Origin of the sequence: Labilithrix sp., from assembly GCA_019637155.1 — a bacterium.
In the GTDB taxonomy this organism is placed as follows: domain Bacteria; phylum Myxococcota_A; class Polyangia; order Polyangiales; family Polyangiaceae; genus Labilithrix.
Genome location: JAHBWE010000004.1, coordinates 192,319 through 208,231 on the forward strand (window position 1 = coordinate 192,319; position 15,913 = coordinate 208,231).

The window sequence follows — 15,913 nt, forward strand, 5'->3', positions numbered from 1 at the left end:
GGGTAGGAAGTCTAGCACGTCACTCGCAGGCGCCGATGTCCTTGCCGATGCACGTCTCGTCGCGCTCCGGCTCGAAGGGTTGGCCGAGCGCGGCGGGGACCATCGTGAGGCCGATCGCGGTCGACACGGCGTTGCAGACGCGGCCGTCGCGGTCCTGGGTCGGGTCGACCATGATGTCGGCGGCGCCGCAGATCTTCGCGCGCACGAGCGCCATCAGCGTGTCGCTCTCGCAGAGTCGCTTGCTCGCGTCGGTCGGGTTCTGCACCCGCGCGACGGTCTCGAGCGCGTCCTCGAGCGGCCAGCGTCCGACCGCGACCGCGTCGCTGACCGTCCAGCGACCCGTCGCGGCGTCGCGCGCGAGGGTCCCGGTGAAGCGGACCTGACGCAGCCGGAGGTCGGCGTCGGAGTTGAACGGGATGCGCGTGGTCGCGAGATCGCTGATGACGAGCTTCCAGTCGCGGACGAAGCCGGTCGAGATCTCGCTCGGCTCGAGCGGATCGATGCCGCCCTGCTTCACGTCCGCTCGGTCGATGTCCCATTTGTCGTCCGGGTCCGTCCACGCCGGCGCGCCGCCGCTCGCGGAGCGCGCGCGGTAGAGCGCGAAGCGGACCTCGTCGTCGTTGGCGGTGCCGTTGTAGCGCTCGATGCGCGCGATGATCCCGCGCTCCCCTTTCGCGAGGGCCTCGTTCGCGTAAAAGGACGGATCCTTCACCGCGTTCGCGAGCTCGGCCATCAGCGTCCCGGTGCCGTTGTCGCGACCGTCGACGCCGTCGCACATGCCGGCGTCGCTCGGGGCCTCCTTGCGCGGCGTGCACGAGCCCTCGTTCAGCTGGCACGAGCAGACGCCGTCGAGATCGTAGCCGAGCGTCGGATCGACCGCCCCGCCTTCGATCCCGAGCGAGATCTCCTTCAGCGCGAAGACGATCTGGAGCTCGCCGCCGGTGCCGAGGTCGGGCGACGGGGCGTTGACCGGCACCGTCGCCGCGTTCGGGCACTCGGAGCTGCTGCCGCTGCTCGAAGAGGAGGAGCTGCTCGACGACGAGCTGCTGCTGCCGATCGCCTGCGGCAGCTCCGCGTCGTTCCAGATCGTGCAGCCGGTCCAGACGGCGAGGGCGGCGCAGAGGGCCGCGACGAGCTTCCTCATTACGTGTCCTTGTCGCCCCCCGCCTTGAGCTCCGCTTGCTCGTCCGCGATGCGGAGGCGCTCGAGGAGGCGGTAGAAGGAGGGCCGCGCGATCTGCGCGTGCTCCGCGGCGCGGGCGACGACGCCGTTCGTGCGCGCGAGGACGCCGGGGATGTACTCGCGCTCGAAGCGCTCGAGGACGAGGCGCCGCGCCTCGTGGTACGGGTGCGCGGACAGGTCGTCGCGCTCGCTCGCGGCGCGGACCTTCTTCTCGTCGACGAGGAGCGCGATCGCGGTGTCGCCGAGCGCGACGTGGCGCTCGATGACGTTGCGGAGCTCGCGCACGTTGCCGGGCCAGCTGTACTCCGCGAGCATCGCCGCGAGGTCGGCGGGGATCTGCGCGGCGTCGTCGCCGGTGGTGGTGCGGAGGAAACGCGTCGCGAGCGGGAGCACGTCGTCGGGGCGATCGCGGAGGGAGGGGACGGTGACGCGCGCGACCGCGAGGCGGTAGTAGAGGTCCTCGCGGAACGAGCCGCGCTTCGCGCCCTCGGCGAGCTTCTTGTTCGTCGCCGACACGACGCGCACGTCGGCCTTCTTCGTCTTCTTGCCGCCGACGGGCCGGACCTCCTTCGTCTCGAGCGCGCGGAGGAGCTTCGGCTGCATGTCGAGCGGGAGCTCGCCGATCTCGTCGAGGAAGAGCGTGCCGCCGTCGGCCTCCTCGAAGAGCCCGCGCCGGTCCTCGGTCGCGCCGGTGAAGGCGCCGCGGACGTGACCGAAGAGCTCGCTCTCGATCAGGTTGGGCGGCATCGTCCCGCAGTCGACGACGACGAAGGGCCCATCCCGCCGCAACGAGGTCTGATGGATCGCGCGCGCGAGGACGTCCTTGCCGACGCCGCTCTCGCCTTCGAGCAACACGGAGATGTCGGAGCGCGCGGCCTCTTCGAGGACGGAGAAGAGGTGGCGCATCACGGGCGCGCTGCCGAAGGCGTCACCGAAGGTGGACTGCTCCGAGAGCGGGAGCACGAGCTTCTCGGCCTCGAGCTGCAGCGCGATGGACGTGCCGCCGAGGGTGAGCACGGTGTCGGCGGTGATGACCGCCTCGACGACGCGGACGCCGCCGATCTTCGTGCCGTTCTTGCTCCGGTCGCGGAGGCGGATACCGGAGGGCTCGAGGGAGAGGATGACGTGCTCGCGCGACACGGCGTGGTCGGACACCTGCAAGTCGGCGTTGGGCCCCGACCCGATCACGAACGACGGCGACGTCGTGCGCGCCCCCTTGCCGACGTCGTTCCCCTTCACCACCGTAAGCGCCGCCGCCCGAACGATCAGTATCGGCTTCCCGCCGGAAGTAGCGGAGCGAGTAACGTCCCCGATCGACATGCTGCTTTCATAACATCATGCCGCACCGCCGGACATTCACCTGACCTCTGGACCGGGGCCCCAGAAGCGGCCGCGAAAGCGGGCGCGAAGCGCCCCGAGCGCGCCAGCGCGAGGGCCGTGTCTGGGGTGGGGGTGTCGGGGGCGAAGCCCCCGACGTTGAGTAATGTTAGAGTCGCGCGCGTCATGAAGCGTGTGTTGCTGCTCGGGCCGGCCGTCCTCCTCCTCGTTGCTGCTTGCGGAGAGAAATCCGCGCCGAAGGTGCCGGCCGAACCGCCGAAGATCCCGCTCACGCCCGTGCCGCCGGTGGCGGAGGAGACCCACCTCACCGACATCAAGCAGCTCACGCTCGCCGGCGAGAACGCCGAGGCGTACTGGGCGTTCGGCGGGCGCGACCTCATCCTGCAGTCGCGCTCCGGGGACATGCAGTGCGACCGCATCTATCGGATGCCGCTCGGCAGCGTCCTCACGCCGCCGGGCACGCCGCAGAGCGTGCCGCCGCTCATCCCCGTGTCGAGCGGCAAGGGCGCCACGACCTGCTCGTACTTCATGCCGGGCGACCAGAAGGTCATCTACGCCTCGACCCACCTCGGCGGCGACGCGTGCCCGCCCAAGCCCGATCACTCGAAGGGCTACGTCTGGGCGCTCTACGACACCTACGACATCTTCTCCGCCGACTCCGACGGCAAGAACGTCGTGCGGCTCACCGACGCGAAGGGCTACGACGCCGAAGCCACCGTCTGCGCGAAGGACGGATCGATCGTGTTCACGAGCCTCCGCGACGGCGACATCGATCTCTATCGCATGGACGCCGACGGCAAGAACGTGAAGCGCCTCACGAGCACGCCCGGGTACGACGGCGGCGCGTTCTTCAACGCCGACTGCTCCAAGATCGTGTGGCGCGCGTCCCGGCCGAAGCCGGGCAAGGAGCTCGACGACTACAAGGGCCTCCTCGCCGAGAACCCGCCGCTCGTGCGGCCGTCGAAGCTCGAGCTGATGGTCGCGAACGCGGACGGGAGCGAGGCGCAGCAGCTCACGTACCTCGACGCCGCCTCGTTCGCGCCCTACTGGCACCCGAACGGCAAGCGCATCCTCTTCTCCTCCAACTACGGAGACCCGAAGGGGCGCGAGTTCGACATCTGGGCGATCAACGTCGACGGCACCGGCCTCGAGCGCATCACCTACGCGAAGGGCTTCGACGGCTTCCCGATGTTCTCGCCCGACGGCTCGCTCCTCGCGTTCGCCTCGAACCGCGCGACCCCGGAGGGCAAGCACGACACCAACGTGTTCCTCGCGCGCTGGAACGAGGCGGGCGAGACGAAGGTCGTGGAGACCGGCGCCGACCGCATCAAGAAGGACATCGCGTGGCTCGCCGACCCCGCGCGCGAGGGCCGCGGCATCGGCACCCCCGGCCTCGAGGCCTCCGGCGCGTACATCGAGGAGCGCATGAAGTCCCTCGGCTTCAAGGGCGAGGGCGACAAGGAGAGCTTCCGCCAGGCGTTCCCCGTCACGACGAGCTTGAAGCAGGAAGACGCGACCACGGTCGACGTCGCCGGCAAGCCGCTCGCGAAGGACGAGTACGTCGTCCTCGGCTACTCGCCGATGAAGGCGAAGGTCGACGGCGAGATGGTCTTCGCCGACTACGGAATCACCGCAAAAGACAAAGACATCGAACGCGACGATTACGCGAAGCTCAATGTAAAAGGCAAAATCGTCGTCGTGCGGCGCTTCGTGCCCGACGCGAAGGGCTTCGGCACGCCCGACGCGCAGCGGCGCTTCGGCGACATCCGGCGCAAGGCCTTCTGGGCGCGGGAGAAAGGCGCGCGCGCGCTCGTCGTCGTCGACGATCCCGCGCCGCCCGAGAACAAGCCCGCCGACTGGAAGGCGCCCGACGAGGCGCGCCTCCCCACCCAGCAGGCCGAGGGCTACGCCGACGCGGGCCTCCCCGTCGTCGTGCTGAAGCGCGCGACGGGCCACGCCATCATCGAGAAGCTGCAGAAGAAGCAGGCCGTCCGCGCGAAGATCGTCGTCGCGCTCACGCCGGTGCAGTCGCAGGCGTTCAACGTCGCGGGCCGCCTCGTCGCGGAGCCGAAGGACGGCAAGAAGCTCCCCGGCGTCATCGTCGTCGGCGCGCACTACGATCACCTCGGTAAGGGCGGACGTCACTCGCTCGCGCCGCACTCGAACGAGCCCCACGTCGGCGCGGACGACAACGGCTCCGGCGCGGCGACGCTCCTCGAGGTCGCGCGCGATCTCGCCGCGCGCAAGACCGAGCTGAAGCGCGACGTCGTGTTCGTCGCGTTCTCGGGCGAAGAGGAGGGCGTGCTCGGTTCGGCGCACTTCGTCCACGAGTGGATCAAGTGGGCGAACGAGCACGCGCCGAAGGACCCGAAGACGGGCAAGGCGCCGAAGCCGAGCACCAAGTTCACCGATCTCTACGCGATGCTGAACATGGACATGGTCGGCCGCATGCGCGAAAACCGGCTCCAGGTCCTCGGCGCCGAGACGGCGACGGAGTGGAACGAGATGCTCGACAAGGCGTGCGGCGAGAGCCGCGTCCTCTGCGCGCCGAGCGGCGACGGCTACGGCCCGAGCGATCAGATCAACTTCTTCTCGGGCGGCGCGCCGGTGCTGCACTTCTTCACCGGCACGCACACCGACTATCACAAGCCCTCCGACACCGCGGACAAGATCAACGCCGCGGGCGCGATGCAGACGGGGAAGATCTGCGCCGACGTCGCGCTCGCCGCGTCGCAGCGCGAGGCGCCGCTCACGTTCAAGTCCGACGCCGAGGGCCCCGCTCCCCACGGCGACATGCGGAGCTTCAACGCGTCGCTCGGCTCGATCCCCGACTACGGCGGCCCCGGCCCCGGCAAGAAGGGCGTCCTCCTCGCCGGCGTTCGCCCCGGCGGCGGCGCCGACAAGGCGGGCATGAAGAAGGGCGACGTCCTCGTCCGCCTCGGCAAGAGCGAGATCGCGAGCGTCGAGGACTTGATGTTCGTGCTCAATGGCTCGAAGCCCGGCGAGACGGTGCCCGCGGTCGTCCTCCGCGACGGCAAGGAAGTGAAGCTCGAGGTCACGTTCCAGGAGAGCCAGCGCCCGAAGTGACCTACAATCGAGCCTTCACGGGAGGCTCGATGAAGAAGCTCGGAACGGCGAACGTCATCGCGCTCGGTGGGCTCACGGCGGCGCTGCTCGCCGTCGCGTGCGGCGGGGGCGACGAGGAGGCGGCCGACGATGGCGAGAGCACGAGCTCGTCGTCGTCGTCGAGCGGGAGCAGCGGCAAGAGCTCGACGTCGAGCACGAGCAGCAGCGGCGGCGGGAACGCGCCGACCTGCGATCCTTCGGGGACCTACGAGTTCGGCTCGCCGGCGTGGATCGGCAACGACGGCATCTGCCCCGACTTCGCGAAGAACCTCAACGGACGCCCCGGCGAGACGTACACCTACGAGAAGAACGCGGACGGCACCTTCAGCGAGAAAGACGTCGAAGGCGGCATCAACCCGATGACGGTCGTCCCCAACGACGAGGGGCAGTGCGCGCTCTCGGGGCCGCAGTCGCTCACCGGCATCGGCGTGAAGGACCAGGACGGCAACGACGTGAAGGCCGACCTCAAGGGCCTCACCCTCGTCGTCTTCGACGGCGCGACGGCGGTGTACTCCGGCCGCGCCCAGCTCACGGCGCAGTCGGGCGAAGCCAAGGGCCTCCCCTGCGACCTCGCCTTCGAGACGACCGGCACGAAGAAGTAGCGGCGCTTGCGGTCGCGGAGTAGCGTTCGCTGCGCCGGGAGGTGGGAGATGGCTGTCATCGTTCGTTTGTTCACGGCTGCGAGCGTCATCGCGCTCGGAGGCTTCGCCGCGACGTCGAGCATGCTCGCGTGCAGCAGCACGTCGACGACGGTCACCGAAGGTGACGACGACGACGATGACGACGACGACAGCACCACCAAGGACGCCGGCGGCGGCGGCGCCAAGGACGACGCCGGATCGACGAAAGAGCCGCCCAACACCGCGGTGTGCGACGCCTACGCGGCCGCCGGCAACTCGCAGGACACGCGCCGCCAGATCACGATCGCGGAGACCGCGAACGGGTTCCTGATGACGATCGACGGCGTGAACGACTACGCGCTCGCGCTCTTGAAGGCCGACGATCGCTGCCAGCTCGCCGGCGGCGAGCAGCCGATCGGCCAGAAGACGCTGGACGCGAACGAGAAGGAGATCGACGTCAAGCTCTCGCCGTCGCACCTCTTCGACTTCGACGGCGCCAAGGTCTCGAGCAAGACGGTGATGTTCGTCCAGAGCGATCCCGCCGGCGCGCCGGGGACACCGTGCACGATGGTGATCGCGACCGAAGGGACGCGGACCGGCGGCGACGCCGGCGCGGGCTGCAATCCGGTCGGGACGTACGCGCTCGACAAGGCCGTGTACACCGTTTCGAAATAACCGGGCTAGAGTGTCGGGCACCATGTCCGATCCGAAGTCCATCGAGCTCCTCGCGCGCGCCGAACGGCTCATCCCCGGCGGCGTCAACAGCCCCGTGCGGGCGTTCCGCAGCGTCGGCGGTCAGCCGGTCTTCATCACGCGCGCGGAGGGCGCCTCGCTCTTCGGCGCGGACGGCAAGCAGTACACCGACTACGTCGGGTCCTGGGGCCCGATGATCCTCGGCCACGCGCACCCCGCGATCGTCGAGGCGATCACGGTCGCGGCGCGGAACGGCACGAGCTACGGCGCGCCGACCGAGCTCGAGGTCCGGTTCGCGGAGAAGGTCATCGAGCTGTACCCGTCGATCGAGATGATGCGCGCGGTGTCGAGCGGCACCGAGGCGTGCATGGCCGCGCTCCGCGTCGCGCGCGGCTTCACCGGGCGCGAGGCGATCGTGAAGTTCGAGGGCTGCTACCACGGCCACGCCGACTTCCTCCTCGTGAAGGCCGGCTCCGGCGCGCTCACGTTCGGCGTGCCCGACTCCGCCGGCGTCCCGAGCGCCACCGCGAAGGCCACCATCACCGCGCCGTTCAACGACGTCGCGGCGCTCGAGAAGGTCTTCGCCGAGCGCGGGAGCGAGATCGCGGCCGTCATCGTCGAGCCGGTCGTCGGCAACATGGGCGTCGTCCCGCCCGCGCCCGGGTTCCTCGAGGCGATCCTCCGCCTCTGCAAGGATCACGGCGCGGTCTCGATCTTCGACGAGGTCATGACCGGCTCCCGCGTCGCGCGCGGCGGGATGCAGGAGCGCGCGAAGCTCTCGCCGGACATGACCTGCCTCGGCAAGATCATCGGCGGCGGCATGCCCCTCGCCGCGTACGGCGGCCGCCGCGACATCATGCAGAAGGTCGCGCCGATCGGGCCCGTCTATCAGGCCGGCACGCTGAGCGGGAACCCGGTCGCGGTGAGCGCCGCGCTCGCGCTCCTCACGCGGCTCGACGCCGGCGTCTACGACAAGCTCGAGGCGCTCGGCGCGCGGCTCGAGGCGGGGCTCGTCGACGGCGCGAAGAAGGCGGGCCTCGACGTCTGCGTCCAGCGCGTCGGCTCGATGATCACGCCCTTCTTCACGAAGGGACCGGTGACGAGCTTCGCGAGCGCGGTCGCGTCCGACACGAAGCGGTTCGGCAAGTGGCACGCGGCGATGCTCGCGCGCGGGCAATACTGGCCGCCGTCGCAGTTCGAGGCGGCGTTCCTCAGCACCGCGCACAGCGAGGCGATCGTCGACCGTACGATCGCGGCGGCGGCGGAGTCCTTCGCGGAGGCGGCGAAGTGAGCGGCGCGAACCTCGACACCGACGTCCTCGTCGCCGGCGCGGGCCCGACCGGCCTCACCCTCGCCGGCGAGCTCCTGCGCCGCGGGCTCCGCGTTCGCGTCATCGATCAGAGCGAGGCGCCGACCACGCTCTCGAAGGCGATCGCGGTCCACGCGCGCACGCTCGAGATCGCGGCCGACCTCGGCGTCGCCGACCAGCTCCTCGCGCGCGGGGTGAAGCTCGTCGGCGCGACGCTCTGGTCGAAGACGGAGGAGCTCGCGAAGGTCGACTTCGCCGGCCTCGAGACGCCGTACCCGTTCGTCCTCAGCATCTCGCAAGCGGAGACGGAGGGCGTGCTGACGCGCCTCCTCGAGTCCCGCGGCGGCAAGGTGGAGCGCGACACGAAGCTCGTGCGCCTGCGCGAAGAAGACGGCGTCGTCCACGCCGACCTCGTCAACCTGAAGACGGAGGCGACCGAGACGGTGCGCGCGCGCTGGCTCGTGGGCTGCGACGGCGCGCACAGCATCGTCCGGAAATCGATCGGCGCCTCCTTCGAGGGCCATCCCTACGAGGACACCTTCGTCCTCGCCGACGTGAAGATCGACTGGGACGTCGCGCCCGATCGCGTCACCACCTTCTTCGCCGAGGACGGCATCGCGGCGTTCTTCCCGATGCTCGGCGACCGCTGGCGCGTCGTCGCGAGCGCGCCGCCCGGCCTCGCGGCGGGGGAGGAGCCGACGCTCGCCGCGCTCGAGGCGTCGATCGCCGAGCGCGCCGGCACGCCCGCGCCGATGAGCGACTGTGCGTGGCTCACGACGTTCCGCATCCATTGCCGGCAGGTGGATCGCTACCGCAAGGGCCACGTGTTCCTCGCCGGCGACGCCGCGCACATCCACAGCCCCGCCGGCGGGCAGGGGATGAACACCGGCATGCAGGATGCACACAACCTGGCGTGGAAGCTCGCGCTCGTGCATCAGGGCAAGGGACGCGACGTGCTCCTCGACAGCTACGCGATCGAGCGGCACGCCGTCGGCGCCGCGCTCCTGCGCTCGACCGACATCGGCACGAAGCTCGGGACGATCAAGAGCCCGACCCTCATCGGCGTCCGCAACCACCTCGCCAAGTTCCTCACCGGCTTCGATCCGGTGCGCCGCAAGATCGTCGAGTCTCTCTCCGAGCTCTCGGTCGCGTACGAGTACAGCCCGATCAACAGCGAGCACACGAGCCCGCTCCTCGCCGCGCGCATCGGGGAGACCGCCGACGGCGAGACCCCCACCGTCGGGACGCGCCTCGCGTTCCAGACCGGCCCCGCGGCCGGCGCGCGCGCGCCCGACGGCACGGTGCGGCGCGGCGACGAGACCGTCCGCCTCTCCTCGCTGTGGGGCGGGACCCGGTTCACGCTCCTCCTCTTCGACGGCCGCAGCTCGTCGGCCGACGGCTACGAGGACTTCGAGCAGATCGCGAAGAAGACGCGCGCGCGCTGGGGCGATCGGGTCGCGGTCTTCGTCGTCACGCCGCAGAAGGAGCGGCCGGCGCAGCTCTCCGCCGACATCACCGTCCTTCACGACGACGACAGCGAGCTCGAGCAGCGCTACGCCGCGCGGACCGAGTGCCTCTTCTTGATCCGCCCCGACCTCTACGTCGGCTTCCGCAGCCAACCTGCGGACGGTCCGGAGCTCGCCGCCTACCTCGACACGTTGCTTGTCTAGTCTTGTTCGAGAGGGCTCTGCCCTCTCGAGCTCTCCCGCCGGGGGCCGTCGCGCGAAGACGCGCTCCGCGCCCCCGGGCCCCCCGAGAGGAGTTCTCTAGGAGTCTGAGGCTCAAGGCTGGGGCCGGGGGGCCGTTCATCCGTGCGTGAGAGCGCTGAATCGATCGGGTCAGCTCGACCGGGGTTTTGCTGTGCTCTTTCTCGCGCAGTGGCTCGTCGGGGGCGTCTATGTGTGGAGCACGTCGGGGAAGGTCGACGACCTCATCATCGGCGCCGCGATCGCGACGGCGCCGACGACGCTCGTCGTCCTCGCGCCGGGCGCGCGTCGGACCCGCTACGCGATCGCGGTCGCGCAGATGCTCTACGGCGGGCTCTTCGTCCACGTCACCGGCGGCGCGTTCGGGACGGCGGGGCACGCGTTCGCGTCGCTCGCGTTGCTCGCGCTGTACCGCTCGCCCGGCGTGATCCTCGCCGCCGCGGGCGTCGTCGTCCTCGAGGCGGCGATCGCCCCCGGCGTGTGGGCGCAGCACCTCGTGTGGGTGGGCGTCGTCGCGCTCGTTCAACGTCAGGGGCTTCGCCCCCGACACTCCCACCCCAGACACGGCCCTCGAAGACTCGGGGCGCTTCGCGCCCGCTTGCGCGGCCGCTTCTGGGGCCCGGGGGGGCGCGTGCCGGTGAGCGCGCTCGTCGTCCCTCGCGTCGTCGACATGACCGAGGTGATCGCGACCGCGCCGACCCTCCGCCCGCGCGCGCACCAGGAGCTCTCGATCTACAGCGACCTCGAGGGCGACGAGGACATGCACGAGCTCCTCGATGGCTTCGTCGAGCGCCTGCGCCAGATCGCGAACGAGCTCGAACGCCCGAGCTCGCCCGCCGAGCTCGAGCAGATCGCGCAGCGCCTCCGCGGGGCGGCCGCGGGCTACGGCTTCGCGAGCATCAGCGAAGCGGCGTGCGCGCGGCGTGAGCCTTAACCCCTCTTCAGCCCGGCCGTTTCATCCATCATGCTCGCCAAGCGTCGAATCGAACGGAGGGTCGTCGTCGCCCTCGTCGTGTGGGCGGCGGCCGCGTCGGGCGGGCTCTACGCCGTCGCGGCGCACGGCGCGCGGGCGGGCGCCGCGGCGGAGGCGCCGGAGACCCTCCGCGCCGAGCTCCACACGAGCGGCCGCGCCACGATCGTCGTCGCGGCGCACCCCTCCTGCCCGTGCACGCGCGCGACGCTGCGCGAGCTCGATCGCATCGCGCGCGACACCCACGGCGCCGCCGACGTCGTCGTCCTCTTCGCCGGGAGCGAACGCGATCGCGTCGGCGTCGAGCTGCGGCGCGCGGCGGAGGCGATCCCTGGAGCGCGCGTGGTCGACGATCCCGCGCGCGCGATCGCGAAGAGCCTCGGCGCCCACACCTCGGGCACGGTCCTCTTCTATGACGCCGACGGCGCGCTGCGCTTCTCCGGCGGCATCACCCCGTCGCGCGGACACGAAGGCGACAGCGCCGGCGCCGACGAGATCCGCGCGCTCGTCGCCGGCGCCACGCGCGGCCACGCCACCACCCCCGTCTTCGGTTGTCCGCTCGCACGAACCACACCATGATCGCTGCATCCCATCCGCCCGCCGCCGTCGACGCCCAGATCGCCGCGCGCAGCGCCGAGCTCTTCGACGCCGCCTACGATCACCTCGCGCGCAAGGTCGACCGCCTCTTCGCCTTCGTCTTCGGCGCGCAGTGGCTCTTCGCGATCGTGCTCGCGTTCTGGCGGACGCCGCGCGCGTGGAACGGAGCGGAGGCGTCGACGCACCCGCACGTGTGGGCGGCGATCTTCCTCGGCGGGCTCCTCACCACGCTCCCGGTCGCGCTCGTCGTCCTCCGTCCCGGCGCGTTCGTCACGCGCGCGGTGATCGCGATCGCGCAGATGCTCTTCGGGACGCTCCTCATCCACCTCACCGGCGGGCGGATCGAGACGCACTTCCACGTGTTCGGATCGCTCGCCTTCATCGCGTTCTATCGCGACTTCCGCGTCGTCGCGCTCGGGACCGCGGTCGTCGTCGTCGACCACGTCGGCCGCGGGCTCTTCTTCCCCGAGAGCATCTATGGCGCCGCGGTGGTGGAGCCGCTGCGCTGGTTCGAGCACGCGGGCTGGGTCGTGTTCGAGGACGTCTGCCTCTGGTTCTCGTGCACGCGCGGCGTCATCGAGATGAAGCGCATCGCGAAGCGCCACGCGAAGCTCGAGCGCGCGAAGGACGTCGAGGTCCGCTGCGCCGGCGCGGTGGAGGCGAACCGCGCGAAGAGCGAGTTCCTCGCGAACATGAGCCACGAGATCCGCACGCCGATGACCGCGATCATCGGCTACGCCGACCTCCTCCTCGACCCGGAGACGACCGCGTCCGAGCAGCGCGCGCACATCCAGACGATCCGCCGCAACGGCGAGCACCTCCTCTCGATCCTCAACGACATCCTCGACCTCTCGAAGATCGAGGCCGGGCGCATGACGATGGAGGCGGTCCCGTGCTCCCCGAGCATGATCATCGTCGACGTCGCGTCGCTGATGCGCGTCCGCGCGGCGGAGAAGGGGCTCTTCTTCGAGGTCCACTACCAGACCGCGATCCCGGAGACGATCAAGAGCGACCCCACGCGCCTGCGCCAGGTCGTCATGAACCTCGTCGGCAACGCGATCAAGTTCACGAAGACGGGCGGCATCCGTCTCCTCGCGCGCTGCGTCCCCGACGGCGCCGACTCGCGCCTCGAGATCGAGGTCGTCGACACCGGGATCGGCATGACGCAGGAGCAGCAGGCGCAGCTCTTCCAGCCCTTCGTCCAGGCCGACTCGTCCACGACGCGCCGGTTCGGCGGCACCGGCCTCGGCCTCGTCATCTGCCGGCGCCTCGCGCACATGCTCGGCGGCGACATCTCCGTCGACAGCTCGCTCGGCCGCGGCTCGAGCTTCCGCTTCACGGTCGCGACCGGCGACCTCGAGGGGGTCCGCATGTTCGAGGACCTCACCGAGGCGGGGATCCCGGAGACGGGGGCGGTCGTCACGGCGGAGCGGCCGTTCGCGCGCCTCGACGCGTCGGTGCTCCTCGCCGAGGACGGCCTCGACAACCAGGTCCTCATCGCGAAGCACCTCACCCGCGCCGGCGTCACCGTCACGGTGGTCGACAACGGCCAGCTCGCGCTCCAGAAGGCGATGGCCGCGGCGATGGCCGGCCGCCCCTACGACGTGATCCTCATGGACATGCAGATGCCGGTGATGGACGGCTACGCCGCGACGTCGGAGCTCCGGCGAAAGGGCTACGAGGGCCCGATCGTCGCGCTCACCGCGCACGCGATGGCGGGCGATCGCGAGCGCTGCATCGCCGCGGGATGCACCGACTACCTGACGAAGCCGATCGCGCGGAAGAAGCTGATCGACGCCGTCGCCGAGCACGCGGCGAAGTCCCCGCCGCACGGCGTCCCGCTCCTCGAGACGCAGCACGCGAGCGGCATCGTCCCCGTCGCCGGCCCGGAGGACGCTCCGCTCGTCAGCGAGCTCGCCGCCGACGCCGACATGACCGAGATCATCCACGCCTTCGTGAAGGGCCTCCCCGACTCGATCGAGCGCGCGCAGGTCGCCCTCGCCTCTGGCGACATGGTCGTCCTCCAGCGCATCGCGCATCAGCTGAAGGGCGCCGCCGGCGGCTACGGCTTCACGCCGATCACGGAAGCGGCCGCCTCGCTCGAGGACGCGGTCCGGAAGCGTGAAGCGAACGTCTCGGAGAAGCTCTCCGAAGTGATTGGCCTTTGCCGCCGCGCTCGCGCGGCTTGAGGGGAACGAAGCATCATGAGCACCACCGTCCTCGTCATCGACGACGCGCCCGACGTCCACACCCTCCTCGCCGCGAGGCTCCGCCCAGAGGGCGTGCAGCTCTTGAGCGCGATGGGATGGCGGGAGGGCTTCGACCTCGCGCTGAGCACGCTGCCCGATCTGATCCTGCTCGACGTCGACATGCCGGAGCACACCGGCCTCGACCTGTGCCGGACGCTGAAGGCCGAGCCCCGCACCGCCGACATCCCGATCATCTTCCTCACCGGCGCCACCGACGTGAACACGAAGGTGCACGGCTTCGACCTCGGCGCGATCGACTACGTGACGAAGCCGTTCCACCCCGCCGAGCTCCGCGCGCGCGTGCGCTCGGCGCTGCGGACGAAGCGCTATCAGGACCTCCTCGGCGCGCGCGCGAAGCTCGACGCGCTCACCGGGCTCCACAACCGCGGCTTCTTCGACGAGTTCCTCGCGTCGGCGATCGCGGAGGCGATCCGGCTCGAGCGTCCCTGCTCGGTCGTCCTCATCGACCTCGATCGCTTCAAGTCGCTCAACGACCGCTTCGGCCATCCGTTCGGCGATCTCGTCCTCCAGCGCGCCGGCGAGCTCGTCGCGGGCTGCGTGCGCGGCGGCGACGCGGCGTGCCGCTACGGCGGCGAGGAGCTCGTGCTCGTCCTGCCGAACGTCGACTCCGCGATCGCGTCACGCGTCGCCGAGCGCGTCCGGAGCGCCTTCGCGAGGCTCGATCTCGCGCCGCGCGGCGAGCGGATCCAGGTCACCGCGAGCTTCGGCGTCGCCGAGCTGCGCGAGGTCGGCGTCCGCACCCCGGCCGAGCTCGTCGCCGCCGCCGACGCCGCGCTCTACCACGCAAAGCAGAACGGCCGCGACCGCGTGGAGATCGCCCGCGACGCGGGGGCGAAGGCGGCGTAGCGCACGCTCGGTGCTCCTCCCGCTCACGCGAGGGCAGTCACGAGCGAGGGCGGCAGCGGGTCGCCCGCGACGAACGCGGCGCGCAGCGCCTCGACCGCGGCGAGGTCGGCGTCCTTTCCGCACGCGGTCCGCGCTTCGGTGAGGAGGCGGCGCTCGTTCTTCGTGAGGCGGCCGTCGATGACCGACGCGATCGAGAGGACGCGGAGCACGAGCGTCTGGTCGGCGAGCGCCAGCGCCGCGAGCCGCGCGAGGAACGTGCGCGTGTCGTCGACGTCGTCGTCGGTCCTCGCCTCGCGTCCGGCGAGATCGCGGAACAGCGCGACGAGGTTCGGGTGCAGGTCCTCGGTCCGCACGATCGAGCTCGCGACCGCGCGCACGGTGCAGGCGAGCGCCTCGTCGCTCGGCGTCCCCTCGTGCATCGCGAGCGCGAAGCCGACGAGCTCCTTCGCCGCGGAGGGGCCCATCGCGCGGATGCGCGCCTCGTGCATGATCCGGCGGCAGATGTACGCGTTCCACAGCGCCGTGAACGGCACCGCGACGAAGGGGAGCCACGAGCGCACCGCCGCGCGCCCGAGCATCCGGCGGACGAGCATCTTCATCATGAAGTTCGTGACGCTGATCTTCGCCTTGTAGACGAGCGACGCGACGAGGAGGCGGAGGCGCGAGGCCTCGCGCCGCGGGTTCACGCCGAAGACGCTCGCGTTGGGGTTCGGGAGCTCCAGCGCCGCGCGCGCCATCGCGGTCGCGATCGCGCGGTCGTCGTCCTCGGTCTCGGGGAAGAGGTCGAGCCCGGCCTCGTGCGCGAGGCGATGGACGGAGCGGAGCCCGTCCCAGTAGAGGAACCCGATCTCGATCGCGGACGCGATGACGGTCGCCGCGCCGACGACGGCGTAGAAGCGCGCCTGCTCGCCGAACGTCGCGTAGCGCGGGCGCGCGCCGAGGAGCGGCCGCGCGATCTCGAGCTCGACGACGGCGGCGACGAGAGAGGAGAGCGCGCCCGCGATCGCCGCGCGCACGATCGCGCCGCGCTCGATCCGCCGCAGCGTCTTCCGCTCCTCGGCGTTCAGGAGGTGGATCGCGTCGGCGCCGGCGGCGGGACGGCCCTTCTCCGCGAAGCCGCGGAGGGTGCGGAGGCCGATGCGGACGAGGAGGGGCTCGGTCATCTTCGCGCGGCAGGCTCACACCGTGGGCGGAGGCTCCACCGTCGGCGGCGGCACGCCCACGAACGACGACGGTGAGCATCGCGCCCTCGATCT

The 15,913-nt window shown here is 71.0% G+C and carries 12 protein-coding genes; 9 read left to right on the forward strand and 3 right to left on the reverse strand.

The features are described 5' to 3' along the window. Window positions 1-19 precede the first annotated feature (19 nt). Together KF837_09440 and KF837_09445 are read right to left on the reverse strand one after the other, a co-directional pair. Window positions 20-1,144 (reverse strand): hypothetical protein, encoded by a 1,125-nt coding sequence (locus KF837_09440; GenBank protein ID MBX3227527.1) that lies wholly within the window; start codon window positions 1,142-1,144, stop codon window positions 20-22. Continuing rightward, entirely contained in the window at window positions 1,144-2,502 is a 1,359-nt protein-coding gene (locus KF837_09445; GenBank protein MBX3227528.1) for a sigma 54-dependent Fis family transcriptional regulator, read from the reverse strand. The genes KF837_09440 and KF837_09445 overlap by 1 nt, the downstream gene beginning before the upstream one ends. A gap of 183 nt (window positions 2,503-2,685) precedes the next feature. Here KF837_09445 and KF837_09450 point away from each other — a divergent pair, with 183 nt between their 5' ends. The 9 genes from KF837_09450 (at window position 2,686) to KF837_09490 (ending at window position 14,657) form a co-directional block, all read left to right on the forward strand. Then, window positions 2,686-5,607: a M20/M25/M40 family metallo-hydrolase gene (locus KF837_09450; GenBank protein ID MBX3227529.1), complete on the forward strand. Its 2,922-nt coding sequence runs from the start codon at window positions 2,686-2,688 to the stop codon at window positions 5,605-5,607. A gap of 29 nt (window positions 5,608-5,636) precedes the next feature. Further along, window positions 5,637-6,248: a hypothetical protein gene (locus tag KF837_09455; GenBank protein ID MBX3227530.1), complete on the forward strand. Its 612-nt coding sequence runs from the start codon at window positions 5,637-5,639 to the stop codon at window positions 6,246-6,248. Between the two features lie 48 nt (window positions 6,249-6,296). Next, a complete protein-coding gene (locus tag KF837_09460) occupies window positions 6,297-6,941 on the forward strand; it encodes a hypothetical protein (protein MBX3227531.1) in 645 nt (214 codons plus the stop codon). A gap of 22 nt (window positions 6,942-6,963) precedes the next feature. Next, window positions 6,964-8,250: a glutamate-1-semialdehyde 2,1-aminomutase gene (gene hemL, locus KF837_09465; protein ID MBX3227532.1), complete on the forward strand. Its 1,287-nt coding sequence runs from the start codon at window positions 6,964-6,966 to the stop codon at window positions 8,248-8,250. Next, window positions 8,247-9,938, forward strand: coding sequence for an FAD-dependent monooxygenase (locus tag KF837_09470; protein ID MBX3227533.1), 1,692 nt, complete (start codon window positions 8,247-8,249; stop codon window positions 9,936-9,938). Before hemL ends, KF837_09470 begins: the two co-directional genes overlap by 4 nt. Before the next feature lie 190 nt (window positions 9,939-10,128). Then, window positions 10,129-10,908, forward strand: coding sequence for a hypothetical protein (locus KF837_09475; protein ID MBX3227534.1), 780 nt, complete (start codon window positions 10,129-10,131; stop codon window positions 10,906-10,908). A 30-nt stretch (window positions 10,909-10,938) separates the two neighbouring features. Continuing rightward, window positions 10,939-11,523, forward strand: coding sequence for a RedB protein (locus KF837_09480; protein MBX3227535.1), 585 nt, complete (start codon window positions 10,939-10,941; stop codon window positions 11,521-11,523). After that, complete coding sequence (locus KF837_09485) at window positions 11,520-13,730, forward strand: response regulator (GenBank protein MBX3227536.1); 2,211 nt, start codon at window positions 11,520-11,522, stop codon at window positions 13,728-13,730. Before KF837_09480 ends, KF837_09485 begins: the two co-directional genes overlap by 4 nt. A 15-nt stretch (window positions 13,731-13,745) precedes the next feature. Beyond that, the gene (locus tag KF837_09490) at window positions 13,746-14,657 is read left to right on the forward strand and encodes a diguanylate cyclase (protein MBX3227537.1); all 912 of its coding nucleotides are present in this window, start codon (window positions 13,746-13,748) and stop codon (window positions 14,655-14,657) included. A 23-nt stretch (window positions 14,658-14,680) separates the two neighbouring features. Here the strand turns inward: KF837_09490 and KF837_09495 are convergent, their stop codons facing one another. Further along, window positions 14,681-15,820, reverse strand: coding sequence for a hypothetical protein (locus tag KF837_09495; GenBank protein MBX3227538.1), 1,140 nt, complete (start codon window positions 15,818-15,820; stop codon window positions 14,681-14,683). Between the last annotated feature and the right edge of the window lie 93 nt (window positions 15,821-15,913).

Coding starts and splice junctions, on each gene's coding strand:
- KF837_09440 (MBX3227527.1), bottom strand. CDS start 1,144: ATGAGGAAGCTCGTCGCGGCCCTCTGCGCCGCCCTCGCCGTCTGGACC.
- KF837_09445 (MBX3227528.1), bottom strand. CDS start 2,502: ATGTCGATCGGGGACGTTACTCGCTCCGCTACTTCCGGCGGGAAGCCG.
- KF837_09450 (MBX3227529.1), top strand. CDS start 2,686: ATGAAGCGTGTGTTGCTGCTCGGGCCGGCCGTCCTCCTCCTCGTTGCT.
- KF837_09455 (MBX3227530.1), top strand. CDS start 5,637: ATGAAGAAGCTCGGAACGGCGAACGTCATCGCGCTCGGTGGGCTCACG.
- KF837_09460 (MBX3227531.1), top strand. CDS start 6,297: ATGGCTGTCATCGTTCGTTTGTTCACGGCTGCGAGCGTCATCGCGCTC.
- hemL (MBX3227532.1), top strand. CDS start 6,964: ATGTCCGATCCGAAGTCCATCGAGCTCCTCGCGCGCGCCGAACGGCTC.
- KF837_09480 (MBX3227535.1), top strand. CDS start 10,939: ATGCTCGCCAAGCGTCGAATCGAACGGAGGGTCGTCGTCGCCCTCGTC.
- KF837_09485 (MBX3227536.1), top strand. CDS start 11,520: ATGATCGCTGCATCCCATCCGCCCGCCGCCGTCGACGCCCAGATCGCC.
- KF837_09490 (MBX3227537.1), top strand. CDS start 13,746: ATGAGCACCACCGTCCTCGTCATCGACGACGCGCCCGACGTCCACACC.
- KF837_09495 (MBX3227538.1), bottom strand. CDS start 15,820: ATGACCGAGCCCCTCCTCGTCCGCATCGGCCTCCGCACCCTCCGCGGC.